Origin of the sequence: Polynucleobacter hallstattensis (assembly GCF_018881835.1) — a bacterium.
GTDB classification, from domain to species: Bacteria; Pseudomonadota; Gammaproteobacteria; order Burkholderiales; family Burkholderiaceae; genus Polynucleobacter; species Polynucleobacter hallstattensis.
Map to the genome: position 1 here is coordinate 1 of NZ_JACVPO010000001.1, position 24,593 is coordinate 24,593.

The following is a 24,593-nucleotide window of genomic DNA, read 5'->3' on the forward strand; positions in this document are numbered from 1 at the left end:
ATAAAACTCAAGGAGCCTTAAATGAACAAGTTCAAACAGTTTCTTAATAATTTGGCCTTAGCTTTGATTGATGCTCGCAAAGCATATACCAAGCGTCATTTGAACCATTTATTGGGCTCATAACCATTTAGGTGACCATCAATGCGCTTGAGTGTATTTCGTTATAGAGTCTGGGATAAGCAAGATAGAAACCAGCCTCAAATTGCACCCTTCTATGCCGTCCGAGAATATATTGAACAGCTAGAGGGGGTAACCATTATTGAGGAAGATTTCTTAGAAGTGGATGAGTCCGATCTTGATATTCACGGAAGAATAGCCGCTAACTAATAGGAATGCTCTTAAAGGAAAAGTACTATGTTTATGTTTCGCAGTCTTATAACCTTGTGTTTTATCTTAATATTGTCCAACCAGTCATTTGCCCAAGCAATCTCTAAAGATTATCAAAAGAATTGCGCTCGCGAGCAAGTAGCTGAACATCAAGGCATTAAAGGCAAAGCGCTGACTGAGGAAGACTTTACCGCTTATTGCAATTGCCAAGCCGACTTCATTTCTAAAAATGCTTCAAATCGGCAAGTTAATGAATTAGTCATGAATCCAAAAGCAAAGCCTGAATGGCTGAAGGTTATAGAGTTAAAAGCACTGAAAGCTTGTATTACAGATCCCAAAATGAGTACATAGGACTTGGGAAATGATGGATAACTTCGGTCCTGTTATCTTGCTTGAAGTAGTGCTGGTGTTTGGAGGGATTTTGCTATTTGCCTGGTGGCAATTGCGTGATCTTAAAAAGGAGCGAGAAAAAGACCAGAAGAAGAAAGCACAAAATACGGAGCTGGATCGCCAAGAATGTAAATGATGATTATTAGGATTGTTAGCTTATTTACATTATTGTTTGCTGCCAATCTCACACTCGCGCAGCAGACTACCCCACCAGGATATGTCTCTATCCCAGCCAGCGCTGATGGCATCGGTAAGCGCTATATGGATCGTGAAATCTCAGGGGTCATGGGCTGGCAAGGTGCCTCATGGCTTGAGCGGGATAAGCGGGAGCGCGAAGAGCGTACAGATTTATTACTAGAAGCATTGGCATTGCAACCAAGCATGGTTGTTGCGGATATTGGCGCCGGTACCGGCTACCTATCCCGTCGCATGGCTCCGCTGGTGATGCCAGGCGGAAAAATTATCGCACTGGATTTACAGCCCGAAATGGTGAATATTCTACAAACCGGGGTAAAACGCTCGAAGCTTTCGCAGATCGAAGTAAGGCTAGGTACAGTCGACGATATTAAATTACCTAAGAACTCTATCGATATGGCCATTATGGTCGACGTGTATCACGAACTGGCCTACCCTTATGAAGTAATGAACAGCATCATGCAGGCCCTCAAACCCCGAGGTCGTATTGTTTTCGTGGAATACAAAGCAGAAGATGCGCGCGTACCAATCAAACCTCTACATAAAATGAGTGAGGCGCAAATTAAGCGGGAAGCAGGTATTTTCGCTTTAGATTGGGAGCGAACTGTAAGCACCCTGCCATGGCAACATGTTGTGGTGTTTCGTAAACGAGAATAAACCTGTTGCATTCATGAGAATTAATTAATAAGAATTTGCCAAGCCTGAAGTGATTACCGTAAAACACAATACAGAGCTTCTTGAATTTGAAACCCTAGACCAAGCAATGGCTTGGGCGAAAGAGCTAGGTGAGTTTGTGACAATTCAATTCAATGGCACAGAAGTTGTAGGAAAGTTCGGAGCCGATGGCATCTTAGATGGTAAGTTTCCAAATGGTGAACTCTATACATGGAAAAAACGTAGAAGGCGGTAGAAATTCATTGATTTAATCGGCACGTACCACCAGGAATTTCTCTATTTGGCACTACTTTTTGACTCTCCGATGCCTTTGCTCAAACTCCAATGCTTCTTGGAATAAAACCAACTCTTTGACCTTGTCCTCTTTCCGCTGAATCAGGTCTTTTCCTGTGATGATCTGACTTTCCTTCAAAAGGCTTTCAAGGGTAGGCTTAGCTTTCTTCAGGGAATCTTTCATAGCTTGTTTCTACTGGTTCAGCATTTAACTTACCAGATTTTTTAAGGGTATTTTGCTTTTCATCATCTTGAAACTCTTTTCGCCATGCTTTGAAATCCTCCTCCAAACAGATCATCGCTGCAGGGCACTCCTATGGCGCAAATACAACCCTACTAGCCTCGGGCGCTCGCGTCAGTCAAGACAATATCCCTGTTGACCTCAGTGATGCTCGCATTACTGCTGCGATTGTCATTTCAGCCCCGCGATTTTTTGGTCAAAAAGCCGTGAATTCAATCCTACAACCGGTAAGCTTGCCTACCTTGCACATTACATCCACAGAAGACAATATTCAAATTCCAGGTTACTTTAGCGGCTATCCAGATCGCTTGGCTATTTTTGAAGCCATTGGTAGTAAACGTAAAGCCTTAGCAGTTTTTGAGGGTGGCTCGCATAGCATGTTTACGGATCGATCCCTAACGGGTGGTACCGTTTTAAATCAGCAGATCAAAGAGGCGACACAGGAACTGAGCCTTGATTTTATAGCGCAGGTTTTAAACAACCAAGAATCTGGTATTCCAACATGAGCCATTCGCCACGAAGCAATCTTATCTAAGGTAATTGCGTAAAAAAACTATATTGCCTATTTGTAGTTTAAAAAATATGAAAATTTGGCCTGCCCAGCACGATTCGAACGTGCGACCTACGCCTTAGAAGAATTCGTGGCTGCTGCAAAGTCTATATATTTCAATGACTTAGACGCATAAATCGGGACTGTGCAATAAACTGTGTAATGCGGTTTAGGGTCTTTGGGCGATCTTAATTATTTACTGTCGGTTAAACCGACACTAAAGCTACAGGGGCTTTGTTAGATTGCTGTTGATCACTAAGCAGTCCATCACTCTACGTATTAATGTGCAATAGATATTCCTTACTTTAGTAACGAAAAGAGGAAAATCTCGACAATTGATATTTTTATAGCTAGTGGCAAATTAGGAAACTACTGCTGCTCAATTTGTGCGGTAGCGGCAATCTTTTGATATCGAGTGATTTCTTCCTTGACATACTTATTAAATTCATCAGCCGAAATTACTTTAGGGTCAATGCCCACTTTAGAGTATGCCTCTCGTACTTCGGGGTCCTGCAATGCCTTGGTAATATCGCCATTAATTTTATTCACCACAACAGCTGGAGTTCCGTTAGGGGCCCACAATCCAAACCACAAACTCATATCAAAATTAGGAAAGCCTTGCTCAGCAATTGTAGGAATCTCAGGCGCAGCGGAAGAACGACTTTTACTTGCGATACCAAGCGCAAGCAACTTACCACCTTTAATTTGACCCAAAGCAGTACTTAGTGAAGCCATACAAAATGCGATCCTTCCTGACATTACTTCTTGTATCGCTTCAGGACCGCCTTTTAAGGGGATATGGTTCATTTTGATTCCAGCAGCCTGAATAAAATATTCGGCAGCAAAGTGTGTAGAGCTACCCACACCCACTGACGCAAATGGAATCTCACCAGGCTTTGCCCTAGCTGCAGACACAATATCTTTAATAGATTTATATGGGCCATCTGGCGATGTCACTAACACGTATGGTGTATCGCCCAAATAACTCACATTTATAGGGGGCTTACTGAATTCGTAAGGTAACTTCTTATAAGTTGCAGGGTTGGTTGCAAAAGTAACGGATTGGAAGAGTAATGTTTGCCCATTTGCCTCAGCATTAACAACTGCTACTGTACCTATTAGGCCACCTGCACCAGGCTTGTTTTCAACTACTACTGGTTGCTGCCAGACCTTAGTTAAATATTTGGCAATGATTCTAGCTGCTGTATCGGCTCCCGACCCAGGTGTTAATGGCACTACCAACTTAACCGGTCCGGAAGGAAAGGTTTGAGCATTCACATGAGTCAAACCCATCACCATGCAGATAATAAAAGTAATTAACTTATTCACCGTTGTCACTCCTGATCTTGTATTGAATTTCTTAAGATACCGATATTCTCGATTTCAATTTCACAGATATCACCAGGCTTCATAAATACTGGTGGCGTTCTTGCATAACCTACTCCCGCAGGCGTTCCAGTAATAACTACGTCACCAGGTTCTAATGTCATACATTCTGTGATTAGGACAACAGTCTCTGCTACATCCCACAAAAAATCTTTAGTGTTCGCATTTTGCATTACCACTCCATTCAAGCGAGATTGAATTTGAAGGCCGTGCGCACCTCTAGGCAACTCATCTGGAGTAACTAACCATGGGCCAAATCCACCAGTCTGATCAAAGTTTTTTCCAATAGTCCATTGGGTAGTTTTACGCTGATAATCCCGCAAACTTCCATCATTAAAAATGCTGTAGCCTGCTATACAGTCAAGCGCATTTTCTCTATTCAAATTACGCGCTCTCTTGCCCACAATAAATGCTAGCTCCGCCTCATAATCTAATTTATCAGAAACCATGGGTCTGATAAGGGGAGCTTGATGCGCGGCAAGTGAACTAGGACCGCGTAGGAAAAAGCTCGGGTATTCCGGACGAGCGTTGCCGCCCTCTTTTGCATGATCAGCATAGTTCAGCCCCATGCAAACGATCTTCCCAGGTCGATGAATCAAAATATCAAACTGGATATTAGCGAGATTCCCAATGACCGCATTAGGATTTGAAAGCGCCCTCTCGGCCATCACTAATTCAGGATCCATTGCAATTAAACTACCTAAGTCTGCTGGGATACTGACATCTGTTGCACATAAGTCAACAAATTCATTTGAGTCTTTTTTGCAGAGGACCCCGATACCTTTTTTATTGCTTTGGTCGTGATAGCTAAATAGTCTCATAACATCTTTCTAAATTACTCTTTCTTAAGCCCTGCAGATTGAACAACCGGCCTTAAGCTAACAAGCTCTTTAGCAATAAATGAGGTTGCTGCTACGCCAGTGATATTGCTAATTGGTTGAATCGATATTGAATTTAATTTATCCAGTAATTCAGGATTTTTTAAGGCCTTAGTTGTCGCCAAAATTAAAGTATTTGTAATGTCCGGTGATAAGCCCTGGGGAGCCGAGACAATATTCCACAAAGCAGCTTGGAAATCTTTTAAACCAGTGACTTCGTTAACAGTTGGCACATCAGGAATCAAAGGAGATCTTTTAGAGGTAGCTATCGCAACAATCTTCAACTTTCCGGCTCGATGCTGGTTGATTAATGACCCCAATGTATCAACCGTCATATTTACTTGGTTACCCATCAAGGCGGGAATAGATTGGGCGCTACCTCTAAATGGAATGTGCTGAATATCTAAACCCCCTAATTCATATTTCAATCTTTCACCAACAATATGCAAATAAGTTCCTTCTCCCGCTGATCCATATTGCAACTTTCCTGGATTGATGCGCGCATATTCAACTAGTTCTTTAAAACCCCCTTTAGTCGCCGGGCTAACTGCAAATACAATAGGCGCATCACCCACTACTGCAATTTGTGTGAAGTCCTTAATGGAGTCATACTGAGGCTTAGTATTAATGAGGTTATATAGAACATGAGTAGATGCTGTACCAAATAACAAGGTGTATCCATCTGGTGCACTATTTTTTACCTCTAAACTCCCAATGGCACCACTTGCCCCACTTTTGTTATCAACAACTATAGGCTTTCCTAATTGAGTTGATAAAGCCTGCGCATACTGCCGAGCAAATTGATCCGTTGGGCCACCCGCAGGGAAAGGAACAACCAATCGAATTGGCTTAACGGGGTATTTATTTGACTGTTGAGCATGGGCTGAAATAAATCCAGCACACAAAGTCAAAATAAATAAGGTGAATTTAAATAGCTTCATCATTGAACCTCACAGTTGATTTTCATTCCAGTTATCGGCAGCTGCCGGTGGCTCAGGCACAAAGCCTGCTAATTTAATTGCCTCGATAGCACAAAATTCATCTTTATCTGAGGCATCCCCACTTATACCGACCGCGCCAATTGCAATACCTTGCTTATTCACGATTAATACACCCCCAGGTGTTGGAATAAATCTTCCATCTGATGCCGCTGAGAGTGCCGCCTGAAACGTTGGTCGATTTGCCAATCTATCTCGGATTTGCCGAGTAGCCATACCCATACCTAACGAAGCCCAAGCCTTGCCAATGGCAATGTCATGTCTCAATATGCCGCAGCCATCTTCTCGTTTAAAGACAACTACATTCCCACCGGAATCAAGAACGACAATTGCTAAAGGCAGCAACCCATTGGCTACCCTCAGCTCTAAGGCATGAGTAATTATTTGATCCGCATCTTTCAAAGCTAAGCTTGAATAGACTGGTATAAGCTTTTCAGCCATGATTACTGCCCTCTATTAATATCGATATTTTTATATTATCATAATAATATCGATATTTTTAAGGTTTCGAACTTCGTGATAACCCCAATAAAAAAAGCCTCCTATATCAATGCTGTACAGGGAATAACCCTTGCCAGCGCGGTCTATGACCGACTGAAGGCTGATATCTTGCAAGGACGCTTCACTGCCGATCAAAAGCTCAAAATTGAAGAGTTATCAAGCTTTTACGCAACTGGAGCAAGTCCGCTTCGTGAGGCATTAAATAGACTATCAGCAGAAGGTCTAGTTTCAAGAAGTGATCAACGAGGTTTTAATGTTGCGCCCCTACGATGGGAAGAGCTCGAAACACTAACAGAAACAAGGTGCTTTATCGAAGGGAAGGCACTAGAGGAGTCAATTGCTCATCGCACCGAAGAATGGGAACACAAATTGGTTCTATTAATTCATAAGCTCTCAAAGAAACCAAGATCATCTGAAGCAGACCAACATAGTGCTAATCCAGAATGGGAGTTACTTCACAAGGAGTTTCATAAAACATTACTAGAAAACGCGCCGTCTAGATGGATTAAAGAATTTAGCGAAACGCTTGGAACAGAAAGTTACCGATATAGGCAAGTTGCTGCCAGCAAAAACTTTGGTGAACGCGACCACCATGCAGAACATGTAGGAATATTTGAGGCAGCCATTAGTGGTGATGTTAATTTGGCGAAGCAACTATTGTTTGAACACTACAGAAAAACTTCAGCCTTAACTGGCCGTGGTGCAAGAAGCCTCAAACTCATAAAATAAAAGTTGCTTCTTTATACGCAACAATCCACAAGTAGTTCCTTGCTCCGATTACAAACATACATATGCATTGGGGTGAACGGCAACTGTAAACCATGTGGTCGGTACCGGATGTAAACCATGTGTCCGGTACGGACCTAAGTTTGTTTGGCCTGCCCAGCACGATTCGAACGTACGACCTACGCTTTAGAAGAAATCGTGGCTGCGTAATGAATTGTGCAATGCCTAATATTTTTTCACCTCATTGCATCAAAGTGCTTTTTAAATAATGCAAATATGGCTTACGTTGTTATTTATTGAGAAAATTTTCAACCGATGTTCGATGCTCCACAGAACTAAAACAAATTCCTAGGGCCATATTACTTTGAGAAAAAATATCCTCAAGTGAGGAGTCTAGACTTTTATTAACAATATGCTTGCTAAGCATAAAGGCAGGCTTGGCTGTGTCTTTGAATGTTTTAGCCCATTGTTCAGCATGCTCGAGTAAATCGCCGGAATCTGAGCAGCGATCTATGACACCGATTGTCATTGCCTCTTTAGATTTGATTCTTCTTCCTGAAAAGATTAAATCCTTAGCCAAGCTCATTCCAACTCGTCGAGGTAAAAAATACATACCACCTCCATCTGGAATCACAGCTCTATCAATGTATGACCAGCAAAACAATGCATTTTCACTGGCAATAATGAAATCACATGCTAACGCTAAATCAGCGCCCAATCCAAATGCTGAGCCATTTACTGCAGCAATCATGGGTTTTGGCATATTGTGAATCAGCGTAATCATTCGCTGAATTTCTTGATGCCGCTTCCATCCCTTGATAGCTATTTCGCCAGCTGGAATCTCAAGCCTTTTGGCCATCGCCTCAATATCGCCACCCGCACAAAAACTAGCCCCATTTCCACTCAAAATAACAGCATAAATACCCTCATCGTTTGATATTGACTCAAGAGCATTGAGAAGCTCATGTCTTATCTGATCGTTCAAGGCGTTGTGCTTACTTGGTCTATTAAGAAAAAGAAATGCCACGCCATCATCAACTCTTAAATCAATACATTCATAATTCATTGAAAGACCCCTTTAAGGATTATTGTTTTTATAAAGTGCTTAAGATTTTCTGCTGATAAAAATTCTTCCACTATCCTTTTCAATATTATGTTTTGCTTCAAGTAAATGCGGAATAATAAATTGATGAATCTCTTGCTGCGAAAGCTTTGAACCACTGAGAGTGCAATTTAGCGCAATAGTTGGATCATCACTACTTCCAACCCTAAGCGGGACTGATACAGCGCATACATTTGGCTCCCAGTCACCAAGACTCAGGCAGTATGAATTTTTTTCATAAAACGCTTTATCTCGATTAAAGTGGTGTAAGTCTTTACGATACTGGGCAGGATCAGTAATCTTTATTCTATTAAGGATAGCATTCTGATCTTTTTCCGAGGAGGCGAGTAAAAGAGTACGCCCTATCGAAGTAGTTAAAAGTGGCCTACTACTTCCAATATCTGGTTTTAAAAAATTCCGTCGATCAAGTCGCATTGCGTCTATATATACAACTTCAAGACGTCCAAGCATCCCTAAATTAACCGTCCATTTTGTTTTGGTAGCCAACTGCTCCATATGAGGGCGAGCTAAATGTCGAATTTCTAGGCCAGCCAACATGGGATAACCCAACATTAAAACTCCAGGTCCAAGGCGATATTTTTGTAATCTATCCACCTTCAATAAGTAACCCAATTTTTCAAGTGTGTAAGTTAGACGCGAAACTGTTGCCTTAGGGAGCGAAGTTCTTTCACATAACTCTTTGTTGCCCAATAATTGGTCAGCAGGATTAAACGCCCTCAGCACTTCTAGGCCCCTACTTAGATTTATTGCAAACTGACGATCGATCATGCCTTTTAGCCCCTTTCAAGGTCTATAGATCCTTATTCTTTTCCCGGTGGATAGCAATCTATTCTAACAAGTGTTTCGCTAGGCGAAACACACTGATGGTCCTAATTTTCTCTGATTCAATAGAAATTCCTACTAAAAATCGACCAAAAAAATATGAGCACAACTCAAACACCAAGCAGTAATAAAGGTCCTTTATCTGGTGTACGTATCCTGGATATGGCCACTGTAATTGCTGGTCCATTTGCAGCGACGCTTTGCGCTGACTTAGGCGCTGAAGTCACCAAACTCGAACTACCTGCCAACAATGATCCTTTGAGAACTTTTGCTCCCATGAAGGATCATCATTCTTTATATTGGAAAGTTACAAATAGAGGCAAAAAAGGCATTACCTTAGATGTACGAAAGCCTGAGGGAAAAGAAATTTTTTTAAGAATGCTGCCCTCTTTTGATGTATTGGTGGAAAATTTTAGGACTGGCACCCTTGATCAATGGGGTCTTGATATCAAAACCTTGCATCAAGCTAATCCTCAGCTTATCGTTCTTCGTCTTACTGGGTTTGGTCAGACTGGCCCCTATGCCAGAAGGCCAGGCTTTGCTCGCATCTTTGAGGCAATGAGTGGCTTTACAAACTTAACGGGAATGGCTGATGGCCCCCCTCAGCATATGAATTACCCTTTAGGAGATGTAGTTTCCGGATTATTTGGTGCATTTTCTATAGCAGCAGCTTTAGTTGAAAGCTCTCGATCAAAAGATATGGTCGGCAGAGAAATCGACTTATCTGCAACCGAAGCCATGATGCGTCTACTTGATCCCCTAGCGGTTGAGTTTGATCAACTAAATTATGTTCGTGGGCGCACTGGATCACGGGCAACATATACAGCACCCTCTAATATTTATAAAACATCCGATGGTGTATGGATTAGTGTAGTTGGATCATCTGAACCAATATTTAAGCGATTCTGCTCTGCAATTGGTATGGATGAATTGGCAAACAATCCTAAATTTTCTAACAATCAATCGCGCCTAAAGAATTTAGATGAAATAGACCAAATTATCTCTAACTGGTGCTCTTCGCTAAATTTTGAAATGTTAGCAAAAGCCCTTAACCAGCATGATGTTCCTTTTACCAAGGTTTATGACATTAATGATGTCTTGAATGATCCCCACTTTAAAGAACGCAATGCAATCATCAGGCTGCCTGACGAGGATTTGGGTAGCATTCCGGCACCTTGTATCGTTCCGCGTTTTTCCGGCATTCCCGAATATATTCCCCATAGCGGATCAAAAACTGGTGCCCATAATATTTCTTTTTATTCTGAACTTGGTTTGAGTGATGAAGAAATTTCCAAACTAAAAGCTAGCAACGTTATATAAAAGGAGCACTGCATGCACAAAATTACACTTAGCTCTCTTAATGAACTAAAAAACTGGGTTGGTAAACAGCTTCCTCCTTCCGATTGGCAGGAAATTACTCAACAGCGTATTGATTTATTTGCTGAGGCCGGTGGAGATAATCAGTGGATACACGTAGACCCAGTAAGAGCAGCTAAAGAATCTCCTTACGGAGTCACAATAGCTCATGGCTTTTTAATCCTCTCACTCTTAAGCAGATTTTTTACAGATACCGTTCTCATCGATGGCGTTACCTTGTCGATCAATTATGGAACTAATAAAGTCAGATTTACTGATCCAGTTTTAGTAAATGCTAGAGTGCGTGCTCATTTCACCCTAGCATCTCTAGAGGCATTTAAAGGCGGAGTACAAATTATTTGGAATGTATCTATAGAGCAAGAAGGTAAGGAACGACCTTGCATGATCGCAGAATGGATAAGCCGACGTTATGGGGCTTTTGATGGTGAAGCTTCGCAATGAAATTGAGCACTTTGATTAAAGGATCGCTATGATTCGTAACCCAAACGAATTCTCTTCTTTTTTAGATTCACTAAAAAAGTATTGTCAGAATAAACTTATTCCTCGTGAGGCAGAGGTTGAATTACTAGACGATGTCCCCCCAGATATTGTGTCCGATATGGCTGGATTCGGATTATTCGGATTCTCAATCCCAGAAGCATATGGCGGTTTTGGTATGACGACTGAAGAGCTAGTTTTGGCCGCTATGGAAATATCACAATGCTCTGTTGCCTTTCGTGCGAGAGTGGGAACCAATACTGGGATTGGATCAGAGGCATTAGTTGCCGATGGATCAGAAGCGCAGAAAGAAAAATATTTGCCTAGATTAGCCAGCGGTGAAATTACTGGGTGCTTTGCAATTACCGAGCCTGACGCGGGCTCAGACGCGGCCTCTTTAAAAACTTCGGCAAGAAAAGAGGGAAATGATTTCATCCTAAATGGCACCAAATGCTTTATTACTAATGCGCCTATATCTGATCTATTTACAGTCATGGCAAGAACGGATCAAAGCAAGCCTAAAGCTGATGGTGTTTCTGCATTTTTAATAGAAAGAAATACGCCAGGTCTCACTGTTGGTAGTCCATATAAAAAAATGGGGCAAGCAGGATCCCCAGTTTCAGAAGTGCATTTCGAAAATTGCCGTATTCCTGCTGGAAACCTTATCGGAATAGAGGGTGCAGGCTTTAAAACTGCAATGAAAGTATTAAATAAGCAACGCATACATTTAGCAGCACTTTGTATTGGTCCAGCTATTCGTATGTTGGATGAGATTGTGAATTACACATCTGTAAGGGGGCAATTTGGTAAGCCTATTAGCGCTTTTCAGTTAGTGCAAGCGATGATTGCAGACTGCCAAACCGAAATTTATGCCGCTAAAGCACTTGTTTTAGAAACTGCCCGCAAACGTGATTCCGGAGAAGATGTCAGCATGGAAGCTTCCATCTGCAAATATTTTGCTTCGGAGATGTGTGGAAGGGTTGCTGATCGTTGTGTACAGATGTTGGGCGGATATGGTTATATTTCTGATAATCCAATTGAGAGATTTTATCGGGATGTGCGTCTTTTCCGCCTCTATGAAGGAACGAGTCAAATTCATCAACTGAATATCGCTAGAAATACGTTCAAAAAAGCAGGACATACCTTTAACTAACACTTTAATTTTGGAGAAATAATGAAAAACAAACTTCATGTAACTATATTTTCTTTGCTCTGCATAACATCTTCTTTTGCTGCTTTTGGGCAAGATTCAAGCTACCCTAATCGCCCGATTAAGATTATTGTTCCTTACGCTGCAGGCGGAGGAGCGGATAATCTGGCAAGGACAATTGGTCAGAAATTAGGGCCTCTACTTGGACAAACAGTAGTTGTTGAAAATAAACCTGGTGCCTCTACCCAATCTGGCACTCTCGCAGTTGTGAAGGCGCCTGCTGATGGTTATACCTTGTTGATGGGCACAGCGAACCTAGCAACAAACCCAGCATTATTTGAGAAATTACCATATGACACACAAAAGGATTTAGCACCCATCGCTCTTATTACCAAAGTGCCTGTCTATATTTTTGTTACAAATAATTCAAATATTAGAACTGTTTCTGACTTGCTAGCTAAAGCAAAGTCCACACCCAACGGTCTATCTTATGCAACTCCAGGAAATGGTAGTAGCGCACACTTAGCGGGTGAGCTTTTTAAAAATAACTCTAAAAGCAACCTTCAACACATCCCCTACAAAGGAAGTTCAGAAGCTACAACCGCTCTAATTGGAGATCAAGTTCAACTAAGCTTTGATAATTACGGGCCAATAATGGCGCAGGTTAAAGCGGGCAATGCAGTACCAATTGCTATTGCGATGCCAACCAGATCAAGCATTACACCTAACGTACCTACCCTAAAAGAATTAGGCTACCCTATGGAAGCATATGCTTGGTGGGGAATTTTGGCGCCTGCTGGAACCCCTAATAACATTGTCGAACGACTGAACACCGCGATACAGACTACTCTCAATGATTCTGAGGTCCGTGAGAATCTTCAAAGACAAGGGGTTCAGATTGTCAATAGCACACCAACTGAGTTTGCTGATCACATCAAAGCAGAAGCTATTAAGTGGTCACAAGTTACTAAGCAAGCCAACATTAAAGCCCAATAAGATGAATACATCTTTTAAAGCTTTTCGTCTTCACTCCCTAGATGGAGCAGTGACCAGCAAAATTGAATCCATTCAATTAGATTCTTTAAGTCCGGGTAATGTGACCATCAAGGTGGCATATTCTAGTATTAATTACAAGGATGCACTGGCTTCAAAAGGTCTTAACAATATAGTGCGTGAATGGCCAAGAATTAGCGGTATTGATTTGACTGGCACAGTGGTTGAATCGCTTGATTCACGATTTAGTCCAGGCGATGAGGTATTAGTAAATGGCTGTGGAATCGGAGTTGATCATGATGGTGGGCATGCCCAATATGCACGCGTCAATGCGGATTGGGTTATGAAAATACCCCAAGGCCTCACGTTACTGGATGCCGCCACGATCGGTGTTGCAGGCTATACGGCAGGATTATCTTTGGACTTAATGGAGCTAAATGGACTTAATCCGCAAAGTGGTCCAATACTAGTAACCGGTGCAACTGGTGGAGTAGCCACTATTGCCATAGATATGTTGGCGCAAAGAGGCTATCAAGTGACCGCCATGACTGGAAAACTAAATGAAGCTGGATACCTTAAAAACCTTGGTGCCTCGGAAGTCATTGGACGAATTTCATCAGAGAGTAAATTTAAACCACTTGAAAAAGCGCAATGGGCTGGGGCAATAGATTCTGTAGGTGGCTCTACTCTATCCTGGCTGACTCGTGTAATACAACCAAGCGGAGTAATTGCTGCCTTTGGAAATGCTGGTGGAGCAGAGCTTGAAACTACTGTAATACCATTTATTCTCAGAGGAATTCGTTTGATTGGTATCAATGCAAACTCACCTATGCTCATAAGAGAAAAAGTTTGGAATAAGATTGCTAATGAATATCGCCCAACTCATCTAAAAGAAATTGCCAGCGTCATTGGCATTGAAGAGCTATCACATCACCTAGATCTCACGCTGGCAGGAAAATCAAAGGGTAGGATTGTGATTGATATGAATCAATAAGATCTGAAAAACTTAAACATAAAAATTAGGAGATAACATGAAGCGTCGACAGTTTCTCATTACCATCCCCAGTATTAGCCTATATCCTTTTGTGTCATATAGTCAGACAGGATTTCCGAGCAACTCGATCAAAATAGTCTGCCCTTACGCAGCCGGAGGTGGTCCGGATATACAGCTAAGACAAGCAGCACCTTATCTGGGAGAAACTTTTAAGCAATCCGTCATTATTGAAAATAAAGTTGGGGCTGGTGGTGTGCTGGCGACTCAATTTACCGCACAATCAGCGCCCGATGGCTACACCCTTATGCTTGGATCAAACATACAGTTAATTCAAAAAATTATTAAGCCAGAAATTTCAATTAACCCCCTAACGGATTTTGCTCCTATCAGCAATATGTACTCCTTCCCAACGGTGATGATGGTTTCAGCAGACTCTCCATATAAACGGGTTGAAGACGTTATTGCTGCTGCTAAAGCCAACCCAGGCTCTATGAATTATGGGTCCGGCGGGATTGGCACTTCAGCGCACATTGCAGGTGCAACATTTGTAACGTTGAATAATTTGAAGGTAATTCATATCCCATTAAAAGGATCGGTAGAAATTGCTACGTCTTTAATTCGGGGCGATACACAATTTGCTTTTCCAATAGCAGGAACAGCCGTACCATTGATCAAAGGTGGAAAAGTGCGTGCACTTGCCGTAACAAGTAAAAATCGTTTAACGCAGTTGCCAGATGTGCCAACACTAAATGAAATCATGAAAAATGAACTAACAATTCAGGAATCATGGTTTGGCATTTGGGCCCCGATCAAAACACCTCGAGATAGGATTGATACTTTATTTCAAGGTATTACGAGCACCCTCAATAACAAAGCTCTTAAGACCACGTTTGAGGAGGCAGGCAATATGGTTACACCCAGCCAAAGTACTCAGAGCTTTGGAATGCATATGGTGAACGAAAATAAAAAATGGGCGGAGATTATTCGTCTTACAGGTATAACTGCTGAGTAAAAAATTTACTAATTAATCAAACTCTACAAATTTAATTAGTAGGCGTTACTTAAAGTAGCACTTATAAGACCAAACCTCACCTTCTTCATCAAAAGCCTCCTTTTTGTAAGTTTTAGATTAAGTCTAGGTTCGTAGCTAATTAGGTCGAATAGATCGGCGCGAAACTTTGTCGGGTAAACCGACAAAATTGAGTGTGGTGGAAACGTATAAAGACAGAAATACCAGCATTAATTCTTGGCCTGCCCAGCACGCTTCGAACGTGCGACCTACGCCTTAGAAGAATTTGTGGCTGTTGGAAAGTCTAATTATTTCAATGACTTACACGCTTAAATCGGGACTGTGTAATAAACTGTGCAATGACTTTAAAAGTTTTATTTAACCCTAACAATGCAGATAACAACGACCCAAAGCAGATGGCAACCAAAGGCCAAAAAAAATACCCCCACCTAAGTTGATGGGGGTAGCGGTATTAAAGAAATATTATTTCTTAGGAGGCATAGCCGCTGGTGCTGGTGCTGGTGCAGGAGCTGGTGCTGGAGCAGCCGCAGCTGGTTTTGGTGCTGGTGCTGGAGCAGCCGCAGCTGGTTTTGGTGCTGGTGCAGCTGGAGCTGGAGCCTGAGCAGAAGCAACGCTAGAAGCTAATCCTAATGCCAAGATTGATAATAATTTATTCATTTACATCTCCTATTTAGGTGAAATTTCACTACATGGTTAAATTGAATCTACAACGAACAACATACTTCAACTGCCTTAAAAAATTACCTGCCAAAGGGTGAAGGGTTGATAAAACTACCTCCCGTTGCGGGACTTAAATTGATAACTTGCGACACAGGTGTAGCAGAACTTATATTTTGAAGAGGGGAGTTTCTAATAAAATTTGCTGGTTGGTTGCCAAGATTACCTTGCCCAGCAGATGGGTTTTGTGGTGCGTTGTTTAGATTGGACTGACCTGATGGCGCACCGGGCATCTGATTCATACCTGGGGGTTGATTCATGCCACCGGGCATCTGATTCATACCTGGGGGTTGATTCATGCCACCGGGCATCTGATTCATACCTGGGGGTTGATTCATGCCACCGGGCATCTGATTCATACCTGGGGGTTGATTCATGCCTGGGGATTGTGGCTGTTGCAACATTTGAGTAGATTGACGCATTAATTGCTGCTGCATAGCTCCTCCGGGCCCATTTGGGCCACCCGGACCACCCTGAGATCCAGGGGAGCCTGGCACCATGGGATTAGGAGCAGAACCAGGTCCCATAGGTGGAGGTCCAGCAGGAGTAGGCGCTGCAGGTGGAGGTGGAGCCTGACCAAAGGATGCTTGGGTACAAATCAAAAAACTCGCTACTATGAAGATTCTACTAATCATTTGTAGGCATGGAGAAAGTATGGATAAGAAAAATCTCATAACTTAAATTTTAGGTATCTCATAGTCACCGCTTACACGCTGCAAATAAATCAGAGCTTTTGCGTGATTAATTTTTGCATCAACGAGTTCCGCCTCCTTGTCGCGCATCAAAATAATAGACTTGGTTGAATTATCAGAATTGCTCTTAGCTACTTGAGCATAATCTTTTTCTTCGTCGACTAATTTAGTCTTTGCAAACTGGTACTGCATCAGTGCTTGATTCACTTCAGCTATCACCCGAGTTTTGAGGTCTTTTAGGTATAACTCAAGGGATAATTTATTATTCGCCTCCTGAACTAGCTCACCATCGAATAGTAAATTCGTTGGAATTGGCATTGTGACAGAAAAACCAAACGACTCTGACCTTTTGTAGTCTGTACCGCTCGAACTATATGGGGGTGTCTGGGATAGCCAGATGCTTGGACTTAGATTGATATTACGATTTTTTTTGGCCAACTCTAAAGATGCTTCCGCTGACTTGATAGCATCGTTGAAATACAAAATATCAGCTCTCTGATTTAAAGCTTGCTCAACTAAGACCTGCGCTTTGAATTCACGGGTCTTAAAAGCATTGAGGTTACCTGATGGTTCTAACAGAACTGCTGAACTATTACCAGCGAATACCCCCATGGTGTATGCAAAATACTTCAAATCATTTGCGCTATTCATTTGTGCTGTAATTAATGGTTCAGCCTGAGCCTTCTCTTTTTTTGCTACTAATTTACGAATTGCATTTTCGTAACTATCGTAAATTTTTTTCACTCTGAGGGTATCAAGATAGGCAAAAACGGCATCGATACGAGTAGCCTTCACAATTGAGCTCAGTTCAGATTCATTTCTCAAAATTTCAGCATCGGAGAAATTTGTACGAGCAGTGCGCTTTCCCCAACCTTCAATCGTTCCAGACAGAGTATATGTATTTGAGCCTGGCGCCACATAAGGCGAGTAAGGCGTTGCATTGTAGTAGGAGCCCCGACTGTAAGTCAGGCTGGGGTTAATATTCGGAGTAACCATGTAAGGCCGTTGCGCCTTAGTACTCTCAACTGCCAATTTCTTTGCCCCAACGGTAGCGCTATTTGATTCCACCTGTACAAGATATTCTTGTAAGGTAATCGGTAGATATTTGACATCCTCGACACTTTTACTTGCGCCGTTTTGAGCATAAACATTTAAGGTAACTGTGGTGAGTAAAAAAAAGACAGCCTTAAATAGGGATTGGTATTTATGGTTCATAGTTAAAATTGGGGGGAGGCGAAAAGAAGAATTTATAGAAATTTATTATTATTTGATAGATTTATATCATATTGATATTTCTAGCGCGTTATTTTTCAAAATGTAACAATTTGGTGCACACTAAACGTGGCAAGGGAAATGTATTTGAGGTGATTTGCTTTAATCACTGAAGTTATTAGAGCGCTGAAATCTGCCAACACCAAAGAGTTCTATTGGCTATTTCCCATCATTGGGGGCCTCAATGTTCTCTCACCAACCATCCTATTAAAGAAGGCTTATCAGCGTCGATTGTGGCCTGCCCAGCACGATTCGAACGTGCGACCTACGCCTTAGAAGGGCGTTGCTCTATCCAGCTGAGCTATGGGCAGTTATATGCTGGGTATATCTAGAACAATAAGGGAAAGTGGTCGGAGTACAAGGATTCGAACCTTGGACCCCCTGCTCCCAAAGCAGGTGCGCTACCAGGCTGCGCTACACTCCGACGGAATCGATATTCTACACCGAGATGCCCTACAGGGGCAAATACTGTAAGATTCAGGACATGGAAGCCTCATTTTTAAGCACAATCAGAAAGCAGCTCAGGGGATTTCTTGCCCTCAGTTTTCTACTTGCTAGCTTATTAGGTACCCACTGGATTGGCTTCGCTCACAGCATTTCTCACTCTGGCATTCATCATCAAAATGTTGAACAGAGTTGTGTAGATCAAGCCCCCACCCTTGGACATAGTTCAGCAAGCTGTCACTTACTCGATGCACTCACGCTTGCCGGCTTCGTAGCTTCAGAAACCGATCATTTGCCTGCTAATAACTTCTCCCATGAAGTGCAATTGGCATTCAGTGACTCTTCACCAGCCCGAGTTCATATTGGGCTATATCAATCTAGAGCTCCACCTAGCTTCATCCTGTAAATCGCCCAATGCGTCAGACTTCACTGTTTGGCAACTAGATTTATTGCACTACCGAATAGGTGGTGCGCGTCAGGTTTGAAGGAAATAATATGTATCAAATCAATGAGTCATTAGCTAAGCACAGGCTTATTTATGTCCTTATCTCAGGATTACTTAGCTCTACTGCCTTTGCTCAAGTGCAACCCTCTCTAGAGATAACCGCAACCGGCTCTCAAGAAGCTGCTCAGAGTATTTTGACCCCAACCAAGATTTTGCAGGGTGATGAACTTCTAAATAAATTAGGCACGACACTTGGCGCCACACTTGCAAATGAATTAGGTGTATCCGCAACAGGCTATGGCGCAGGATCATCGCGTCCAGTCATTCGAGGCCTGGAAGGCGCTCGCGTGCAAATTTTGCAAAATGGTCTATCAGTGGGGGATGTCTCAAACATCTCACAAGATCATGCTGTTGGCAATAATATGCAAAATGCACATCAAGTTGAAATCTTGCGTGGTGCTGCAGCCCTACTCTATGGCTCGGGATCCAGTGGTGGTCTGGTGAATGTGGTGAACGATCGTATTTTGACTAATCTACCTGATCGTCCCACAGGCGCTATTAACACTAGCTATGAAACAGTGAATAATGGCAGGGCTGGAGCGGTAGAGGTAGATAGCGCTTTTGGCTCTGTCGCCGTTCACGTAGATACCGCCATCAATAATGCCAACAACTACCGCATACCAGGATACGCCAATCAGAGCGGTCCAAATCAAGAGTGGTCTATCAATCCCGGCCAAGCGCAAAGCGTTCCATACTCAGGAAAGTTACCAAACTCATTTAGCAATCAGAATAATTTGGGTGTTGGTGTGTCTTATATTGGTCAGAACGGCTATACCGGTGTTTCGGTTGAGCGCTTAAATAATAACTACGGCATACCAACGCCTGAAGGTGGATCAATCAATCAGTCGCAAAATCGATATGACCTGCAACATCAAACACGCGATCCATTTGCAGGCTTTTCTTCATTCAAATTTAGTGCAGCCAATTCGAATTACAACCACACTGAATTTAATAACGCGGGTGAAGCAGCATCACTCTGGAAGAATATTGCCAATGAAGCGCGTTTTGAATTAACCCATAATCCAATAGCCGGCTGGAAAGGCACCTTTGGGGCACAGGTATCTGCAGCCTCACTCAATGCTACGGAAGTTGGCACAGGAAGCTATGCAATCGTGCCGCCGACTAAAACCAATTCCAACGCGTTGTTTTGGATTGAGGAAGGTAGGTGGAATTCTCTGCAAGGTAATCTTGGTCTGCGCTATAACAATATGGCACAAAAACCAAATCTTGGAACTGCGTTAGAACAACAAACAGTCAATACGGGTGGAAATACACCAGCAATTACATTGCAAAATCGTAGCTTTAATTTACTCTCTTATTCAGCCGGTACTTTATGGAACTTTATGCAAGGTCACGGTGCTGGTGTAGCTTATACAGTTTCACAACGTGCTCCAAGCGCCCAAGAACTTTACTCGTATGGTGCACATGAATCTACTGCCACCTTTGATATTGGCAATCCTAATCTCAATAAAGAAACGTCACATAATCTAGAATTCAATCTTCAAAAAACTAGTGGATTGATGCACGCTAAAGCTAGCGTGTATGCTAATCGTTTTAATAACTATATTTACGGTTACTACACTGGCCAATATATCCCTACCCAAGAAAACTTCTCCGTAGTTACAGCGCAGCAAGCTGCAGCGACCATTAAAGGCGTTGAGGGTGAACTTACTTATAACTGGCGTGAGCATGGTGTTGGTGGGCGCGTATTTGGTGATGCCTCTCAAGGCACTTTTGATGCGGGTGGAAATCTTCCGCTGCAACCTGCTCCACGTTTAGGTGCAGAGCTAGCCCATCAACGCAATGGCTGGCTTACCAATGCTACGTATATCTATAGCTATCAACAGAACAAACTGGCTAACTGGGAAATTGGTCCCGCACCGAGCTATAACTTATTGAATGCTGGCATCTCATACACAGAGAAAATTAAAGATGTGAATTGGACTGTGTACATGAATCTGAAGAACTTACTCAATGAGCAAATTCGGTATGCCACCACCCCAATGGCTGTTAGACTCTTTGCGCCACAACCAGGCAGAAGCCTCATGATTGGATTGCGAGGAACCTTCTAAGTTTTTCTTATTGTAAATAGGCCATTAGTAAAGCACCAGACCCTCCTGAGCCAAGAATAACTAGCACCGGATTAATCTTGGTTCTGAGGATAAGGTAGAAAGTAATGAGGCTAAGCGCCAAGGTAGTACTGCTCACTACAGATGCCTGAGCAACGGCATAAACACCTGAGCACATGAGTCCAATAGAGATTGGCTCAAGAGCATTTTGAATAGATCGCCGCCAAGGACTCTCTCCAAAGCGATTCCAAAGCCTTCCCATATAAAAGCACATCAAGCTTGAAGGCAAAAAGAAGGATAGTAAGACTACGCCTGCACCGATGAGCCCAGCAATTTGATAACCAATGACTAAGACCATCAACATATTGGGACCAGGCGCTAACTGGCCAATGCTATAAATATGGACAAATTGGGTATGGTCTATACCGAACTGATGTGCGAGTATGGTTTGCATCTCTGGCAGCACGGCAGTGCCACCGCCAACCGCAAGAATAGAAAGCAAGGCAAAGGTCCAGGCCAAGTGAATCAATAGACTCATTGGGATTGACCTGGTCTATATAGATAGATTGAAATCGGCGCCATAATCAGGATCACATATGGCAACGCAAGCTTGAAGATGCTCATCAATATAAATGTGAAAACAATAATGGCCAAGGACTTCACGTGACGCCAGTGAGCATCTCCGATTTTATAAGTAATTGCCGCTAGCAAGCCAGTCGCTGCTGCTGCTATACCGGCTAAGATGAGATTGATCGAAGGATGATCTGCAGCGCTAGCGTAGATCATGCCAATCCCTAACACAAGCAATGAGCCTGGAAATATTAAGCCTAAGGTTGCAATAATGGCACCCACAGCACCGCGCAGATGATCACCCGCAAGTACTGCTAAGTTCACGGAGTTTAATCCCGGCATCGTCTGACTAATGGCTAGATATGCCATAAACTCATCAGCACTAAGCCACTTGCGCTTTTCAACCAAGAGGATGCGTTCGTAGGCAATGATGCCACCGCCAAAGCTGACGGCGCCAATAATCAAAAATTGCACAAAGAGATCACGTAAGTCTGGAGACTTAGTTATCGTCACATCATCTTGCTTCTGAGAAGTCACTCAGGTTTTCCGTAAACTAAGGCTGTTTTGGTGCTACCAATTTCTAACCAACTTTCTAGCTCAATTTGGAGTTTCTTAAAAAACTTATCAGCACGCTTATGCGCTTTTACTTGACCACGGTTGGAATCATTCACCCGATAGGAAAAAGCCAACTCACCCACAATAGGATCACCTACGCTCTTCATCCAGATGGCAATCTCGCAATGCGCTTGCACGCCATCACCAAATACTAAGTTACCAATCGGAAGACATGCCTCAAGAATCTTATTAGTGCGACCGCCAACAATTCGAATAGGTGCTTTTTTATCAATTGACAAAGCAATTAAGCCAGGGAAAAACTTGGCAACACTTGCTAATGACTTTTCAAATAAGCTATCAATGGGTACTGCATCCAAAATTGCATTATTCGAATAAATTGCTCTGCTTGTACCAATCGTATCGCCTCGTAGAATTTCTTCCTTCAGGCGTAAGCGTGATTTGATTGTTTTTTTAGGTGATGGATCAAATTCATGGGACTTCTGTAAATCATCCGTACGGCACTTTAATGTTACTTCACACCAATCATCCACCCAAATATTTTGACGAGACTCACGAACGCGCAAAATAATATTGTTACGCCTGAAATCTTCACCGGGCGTATCGTAGAAATAAATATTCCGTAAGCCAGTTGTAGCGTTATCTAAGTGGAAAAAATCAACCTTACTTTTTTTACAAAACTTGAGGATTTGATCGCTTAGGGCAGTAATTCGGCTACGTCTATCCAAGCCCTGAGGCTTAATAAGTAGCTTAAATTCTCTATTGGTAATGGCCTGCTTTGATTTCAAGTGCTATCCCCCTTGGTCAATACTGAGAGATTAACACTTCAAGATCTAAATTAGAAAATCAATAGATCTCGGGAACGTACATATTTTTTGGTACAGGTCCACGAAGATAGTCAGGGTTATGCACTCGCGCAGGCAAGGTGATTTCAGGATGGGTAATTTCACTATAAGGAATTTGAGTCAGCAAATGCGAAATGCAATTGAGACGGGCTTTTTTCTTATCGTTTGCAGCTACAACCCACCACGGTGCCTCAGGAATATTGGTACGCTCAAGCATGGTCTCTTTTGCCTTGGTGTAGGCCTCCCAATGACGGCGAGCATCTAAGTCCATTGGACTCAGTTTCCATTGCTTCAATGGATCATGAATACGCACCATGAAACGGCTATATTGCTCATCGTCTGAGATAGAGAACCAGTATTTAATCAGAATGATTCCGGAGCGAATAATCATGCGTTCAAACTCAGGAACTGTACGCAAGAACTCTTCGTACTCAGCATCGTTACAAAATCCCATGACCTTTTCAACACCAGCACGGTTGTACCAGCTACGATCAAACAATACGATCTCGCCACCAGCAGGCAAGTTTGATACGTAGCGCTGAAAATACCACTGGGTTTTCTCACGCTCGCTAGGTGCAGTTAATGCAACGACTTTACAAACGCGGGGATTAAGACGTTGGGTAATCCGTTTGATCGCACCGCCCTTACCTGCAGAATCGCGACCTTCAAATAAAACTGCTACCTTGAGTTTATTTTCTACTACCCAATCTTGGAGTTTGACCAATTCACCTTGCAGGCGAAATAGTTCCTTAAAGTAGACATTTCGAGGAATGACAGAGGCACTTCCGCCATCGGGTGATAAGCGATCATCATCGAGCTCCATTTCGAGCTCTTCATCCATGCTATCCAGAATGTCTTCCCGAGCACGCTTGTACCACTCATCTATTTCTTTATGCTTTGACGTCATATCTCTTTCCGATACCGATAATTCTTTGTACCTCTAGGATATGACATTTTTATTACATATACTGTTTATAAGGTTTTAGTAATAGCCTCCTGGCAATAAAGAGCGAGCTCCTTGCGCTCTGGATTGCTTGCATTGCTTGTTAAATAGGGCTCCATCAAGCTTAAATGCACCTCTATATCCCGATTGGCAATGACATTGGACATTGATTCTAGTAGCCCCATATCTCCAATAAAGGCAGGGGCATCACTCCTGAGGCCCGTTGACTTTGACCGATAGGAAATTGCTAACGGAAAGACTGGCGCATGAGCAAGGATGGCAGATTCAAATAAATTGGGCTTAAATGGCAATACTGACTCCCCGGAGGTAGAAGTACCTTCGGGAAAAATACAGACCGACTCTACTTTTAGAACCTGAGCCATCTGGTCTACCACCTGTCTGGCGTGACGCGCACTATCCCTGCGAATAAAAACAGTACCTAACTGCTCCGCCATCCATCCAAAGACAGGCCATCCTCTCACTTCTGATTTAGCAACAAAACGGACAGGTTTAAACGCATTAATCACATGAATGTCTAACCAGGAGATGTGATTTGATGCCAACAAGTGGGGGTTAGAGAGTAATTGTTCGGCACCAATCACACGCAACTGAATATGAAAGATTTTTAATAATTTCTTAGACCAGTCTTGTATACGGCGATCCTTCTGATCTCGATTTAGAAAAGGAAAAAGGAGGGAGAGCGTGCAGACTCCACAAATCACGTGTGAAAGGATTTGCATCCATATCCAATAGCGAAGCCAAGTACTCGAAGTTGAAGTGGGGGTTGATTGGGAATACTTCATATCTAGCCGTAATATAAATCAAGTCATCAAACTGTCGTAAAAGTGTCATGAGGT

At 42.6% G+C, this 24,593-nt stretch carries 29 protein-coding genes and 2 tRNA genes; 15 read left to right on the forward strand and 16 right to left on the reverse strand.

The features are described from left to right. Nucleotides 1-141: 141 nt before the first annotated feature. The 6 genes from ICN26_RS00005 (at nucleotide 142) to ICN26_RS00030 (ending at nucleotide 2,607) form a co-directional block, all read left to right on the forward strand. Nucleotides 142-327 (forward strand): hypothetical protein, encoded by a 186-nt coding sequence (locus ICN26_RS00005; protein WP_216266030.1) that lies wholly within the window; start codon nucleotides 142-144, stop codon nucleotides 325-327. A gap of 27 nt (nucleotides 328-354) precedes the next feature. After that, the gene (locus tag ICN26_RS00010; RefSeq protein WP_216266031.1) at nucleotides 355-678 is read left to right on the forward strand and encodes a hypothetical protein; all 324 of its coding nucleotides are present in this window, start codon (nucleotides 355-357) and stop codon (nucleotides 676-678) included. 10 nt (nucleotides 679-688) lie between these two features. Further along, nucleotides 689-853, forward strand: coding sequence for a hypothetical protein (locus ICN26_RS00015; RefSeq protein ID WP_156156265.1), 165 nt, complete (start codon nucleotides 689-691; stop codon nucleotides 851-853). Then, nucleotides 850-1,569, forward strand: a complete 720-nt coding sequence (locus tag ICN26_RS00020; protein ID WP_216266032.1) for a class I SAM-dependent methyltransferase — start codon at nucleotides 850-852, stop codon at nucleotides 1,567-1,569. Before ICN26_RS00015 ends, ICN26_RS00020 begins: the two co-directional genes overlap by 4 nt. A 49-nt stretch (nucleotides 1,570-1,618) precedes the next feature. Further along, nucleotides 1,619-1,822: a hypothetical protein gene (locus ICN26_RS00025; RefSeq protein WP_216266033.1), complete on the forward strand. Its 204-nt coding sequence runs from the start codon at nucleotides 1,619-1,621 to the stop codon at nucleotides 1,820-1,822. A gap of 311 nt (nucleotides 1,823-2,133) precedes the next feature. Continuing rightward, entirely contained in the window at nucleotides 2,134-2,607 is a 474-nt protein-coding gene (locus ICN26_RS00030) for an alpha/beta hydrolase family protein (RefSeq protein ID WP_216266034.1), read from the forward strand. A gap of 413 nt (nucleotides 2,608-3,020) precedes the next feature. Here ICN26_RS00030 and ICN26_RS00035 read toward each other — a convergent pair whose 3' ends face one another. From ICN26_RS00035 to ICN26_RS00050, 4 genes are read right to left on the reverse strand one after another with little or no spacing between them, the layout of a single operon-like run. After that, nucleotides 3,021-3,980: a Bug family tripartite tricarboxylate transporter substrate binding protein gene (locus tag ICN26_RS00035; RefSeq protein WP_216266035.1), complete on the reverse strand. Its 960-nt coding sequence runs from the start codon at nucleotides 3,978-3,980 to the stop codon at nucleotides 3,021-3,023. A 5-nt stretch (nucleotides 3,981-3,985) separates the two neighbouring features. Continuing rightward, entirely contained in the window at nucleotides 3,986-4,858 is an 873-nt protein-coding gene (locus tag ICN26_RS00040) for a fumarylacetoacetate hydrolase family protein (protein WP_216266036.1), read from the reverse strand. A gap of 14 nt (nucleotides 4,859-4,872) precedes the next feature. Continuing rightward, the gene (locus ICN26_RS00045; protein ID WP_216266037.1) at nucleotides 4,873-5,859 is read right to left on the reverse strand and encodes a Bug family tripartite tricarboxylate transporter substrate binding protein; all 987 of its coding nucleotides are present in this window, start codon (nucleotides 5,857-5,859) and stop codon (nucleotides 4,873-4,875) included. A gap of 6 nt (nucleotides 5,860-5,865) precedes the next feature. Next, nucleotides 5,866-6,354 carry a GlcG/HbpS family heme-binding protein gene (locus ICN26_RS00050; protein WP_216266038.1) on the reverse strand — a complete coding sequence of 163 codons (489 nt, stop codon included), beginning with the start codon at nucleotides 6,352-6,354 and terminating at the stop codon, nucleotides 5,866-5,868. A gap of 75 nt (nucleotides 6,355-6,429) precedes the next feature. Here ICN26_RS00050 and ICN26_RS00055 point away from each other — a divergent pair, with 75 nt between their 5' ends. Beyond that, nucleotides 6,430-7,143, forward strand: coding sequence for a GntR family transcriptional regulator (locus ICN26_RS00055; RefSeq protein ID WP_216266039.1), 714 nt, complete (start codon nucleotides 6,430-6,432; stop codon nucleotides 7,141-7,143). Between the two features lie 286 nt (nucleotides 7,144-7,429). Here ICN26_RS00055 and ICN26_RS00060 read toward each other — a convergent pair whose 3' ends face one another. Next, nucleotides 7,430-8,206: an enoyl-CoA hydratase/isomerase family protein gene (locus ICN26_RS00060; protein WP_216266040.1), complete on the reverse strand. Its 777-nt coding sequence runs from the start codon at nucleotides 8,204-8,206 to the stop codon at nucleotides 7,430-7,432. A gap of 39 nt (nucleotides 8,207-8,245) precedes the next feature. After that, complete coding sequence (locus ICN26_RS00065; RefSeq protein ID WP_216266041.1) at nucleotides 8,246-9,031, reverse strand: IclR family transcriptional regulator; 786 nt, start codon at nucleotides 9,029-9,031, stop codon at nucleotides 8,246-8,248. A 153-nt stretch (nucleotides 9,032-9,184) separates the two neighbouring features. Here ICN26_RS00065 and ICN26_RS00070 point away from each other — a divergent pair, with 153 nt between their 5' ends. The 6 genes from ICN26_RS00070 to ICN26_RS00095 are packed head-to-tail and all read left to right on the forward strand — an operon-like array spanning nucleotide 9,185 to nucleotide 15,088. Further along, the gene (locus ICN26_RS00070; protein ID WP_216266042.1) at nucleotides 9,185-10,405 is read left to right on the forward strand and encodes a CaiB/BaiF CoA transferase family protein; all 1,221 of its coding nucleotides are present in this window, start codon (nucleotides 9,185-9,187) and stop codon (nucleotides 10,403-10,405) included. Nucleotides 10,406-10,417: 12 nt separating this feature from the next. Then, nucleotides 10,418-10,903, forward strand: a complete 486-nt coding sequence (locus tag ICN26_RS00075) for a MaoC family dehydratase (RefSeq protein ID WP_216266043.1) — start codon at nucleotides 10,418-10,420, stop codon at nucleotides 10,901-10,903. A 28-nt stretch (nucleotides 10,904-10,931) separates the two neighbouring features. Continuing rightward, entirely contained in the window at nucleotides 10,932-12,092 is a 1,161-nt protein-coding gene (locus tag ICN26_RS00080; RefSeq protein WP_216266044.1) for an acyl-CoA dehydrogenase family protein, read from the forward strand. 21 nt (nucleotides 12,093-12,113) lie between these two features. Further along, nucleotides 12,114-13,085, forward strand: a complete 972-nt coding sequence (locus tag ICN26_RS00085; RefSeq protein WP_216266045.1) for a tripartite tricarboxylate transporter substrate binding protein — start codon at nucleotides 12,114-12,116, stop codon at nucleotides 13,083-13,085. A 1-nt stretch (nucleotide 13,086) separates the two neighbouring features. After that, complete coding sequence (locus tag ICN26_RS00090; protein ID WP_216266046.1) at nucleotides 13,087-14,076, forward strand: acrylyl-CoA reductase family protein; 990 nt, start codon at nucleotides 13,087-13,089, stop codon at nucleotides 14,074-14,076. Nucleotides 14,077-14,113: 37 nt separating this feature from the next. Continuing rightward, nucleotides 14,114-15,088 (forward strand): Bug family tripartite tricarboxylate transporter substrate binding protein, encoded by a 975-nt coding sequence (locus tag ICN26_RS00095; RefSeq protein WP_216266047.1) that lies wholly within the window; start codon nucleotides 14,114-14,116, stop codon nucleotides 15,086-15,088. Nucleotides 15,089-15,568: 480 nt separating this feature from the next. Here the strand turns inward: ICN26_RS00095 and ICN26_RS00100 are convergent, their stop codons facing one another. From ICN26_RS00100 to ICN26_RS00120, 5 genes are all read right to left on the reverse strand, one after another. Then, on the reverse strand, nucleotides 15,569-15,763 hold the full coding sequence (locus tag ICN26_RS00100; RefSeq protein WP_216266048.1) for a hypothetical protein: 195 nt from the start codon (nucleotides 15,761-15,763) through the stop codon (nucleotides 15,569-15,571). A gap of 83 nt (nucleotides 15,764-15,846) precedes the next feature. Next, nucleotides 15,847-16,425, reverse strand: a complete 579-nt coding sequence (locus ICN26_RS00105) for a hypothetical protein (RefSeq protein ID WP_216266049.1) — start codon at nucleotides 16,423-16,425, stop codon at nucleotides 15,847-15,849. A gap of 75 nt (nucleotides 16,426-16,500) precedes the next feature. Beyond that, the gene (locus ICN26_RS00110; protein ID WP_216266050.1) at nucleotides 16,501-17,730 is read right to left on the reverse strand and encodes a TolC family protein; all 1,230 of its coding nucleotides are present in this window, start codon (nucleotides 17,728-17,730) and stop codon (nucleotides 16,501-16,503) included. A 291-nt stretch (nucleotides 17,731-18,021) separates the two neighbouring features. Further along, a tRNA-Arg gene (locus tag ICN26_RS00115) sits at nucleotides 18,022-18,098 on the reverse strand. A gap of 36 nt (nucleotides 18,099-18,134) precedes the next feature. After that, nucleotides 18,135-18,211: transfer RNA gene (locus ICN26_RS00120), tRNA-Pro, on the reverse strand. A 60-nt stretch (nucleotides 18,212-18,271) separates the two neighbouring features. Here ICN26_RS00120 and ICN26_RS00125 point away from each other — a divergent pair. Together ICN26_RS00125 and ICN26_RS00130 are read left to right on the forward strand one after the other, a co-directional pair. Continuing rightward, complete coding sequence (locus ICN26_RS00125; protein ID WP_216266051.1) at nucleotides 18,272-18,637, forward strand: hypothetical protein; 366 nt, start codon at nucleotides 18,272-18,274, stop codon at nucleotides 18,635-18,637. A gap of 89 nt (nucleotides 18,638-18,726) precedes the next feature. Then, nucleotides 18,727-20,808 carry a TonB-dependent receptor gene (locus ICN26_RS00130; protein ID WP_216266052.1) on the forward strand — a complete coding sequence of 694 codons (2,082 nt, stop codon included), beginning with the start codon at nucleotides 18,727-18,729 and terminating at the stop codon, nucleotides 20,806-20,808. 7 nt (nucleotides 20,809-20,815) lie between these two features. Here the strand turns inward: ICN26_RS00130 and ICN26_RS00135 are convergent, their stop codons facing one another. The 5 genes from ICN26_RS00135 to ICN26_RS00155 all read right to left on the reverse strand — a co-directional run bounded on the left by ICN26_RS00135 (nucleotide 20,816) and on the right by ICN26_RS00155 (nucleotide 24,476). Further along, nucleotides 20,816-21,343 (reverse strand): chromate transporter, encoded by a 528-nt coding sequence (locus ICN26_RS00135; protein WP_216266053.1) that lies wholly within the window; start codon nucleotides 21,341-21,343, stop codon nucleotides 20,816-20,818. Continuing rightward, nucleotides 21,340-21,912, reverse strand: coding sequence for a chromate transporter (locus ICN26_RS00140; RefSeq protein WP_216266054.1), 573 nt, complete (start codon nucleotides 21,910-21,912; stop codon nucleotides 21,340-21,342). The genes ICN26_RS00135 and ICN26_RS00140 overlap by 4 nt, the downstream gene beginning before the upstream one ends. After that, nucleotides 21,909-22,736 (reverse strand): CYTH domain-containing protein, encoded by an 828-nt coding sequence (locus tag ICN26_RS00145; protein WP_216266055.1) that lies wholly within the window; start codon nucleotides 22,734-22,736, stop codon nucleotides 21,909-21,911. Before ICN26_RS00145 ends, ICN26_RS00140 begins: the two co-directional genes overlap by 4 nt. 58 nt (nucleotides 22,737-22,794) lie before the next feature. After that, nucleotides 22,795-23,700 carry a polyphosphate kinase 2 gene (gene ppk2, locus ICN26_RS00150; RefSeq protein WP_216266056.1) on the reverse strand — a complete coding sequence of 302 codons (906 nt, stop codon included), beginning with the start codon at nucleotides 23,698-23,700 and terminating at the stop codon, nucleotides 22,795-22,797. 65 nt (nucleotides 23,701-23,765) lie between these two features. Then, the gene (locus ICN26_RS00155) at nucleotides 23,766-24,476 is read right to left on the reverse strand and encodes a lysophospholipid acyltransferase family protein (protein ID WP_255534318.1); all 711 of its coding nucleotides are present in this window, start codon (nucleotides 24,474-24,476) and stop codon (nucleotides 23,766-23,768) included. Nucleotides 24,477-24,593: the final 117 nt, after the last annotated feature.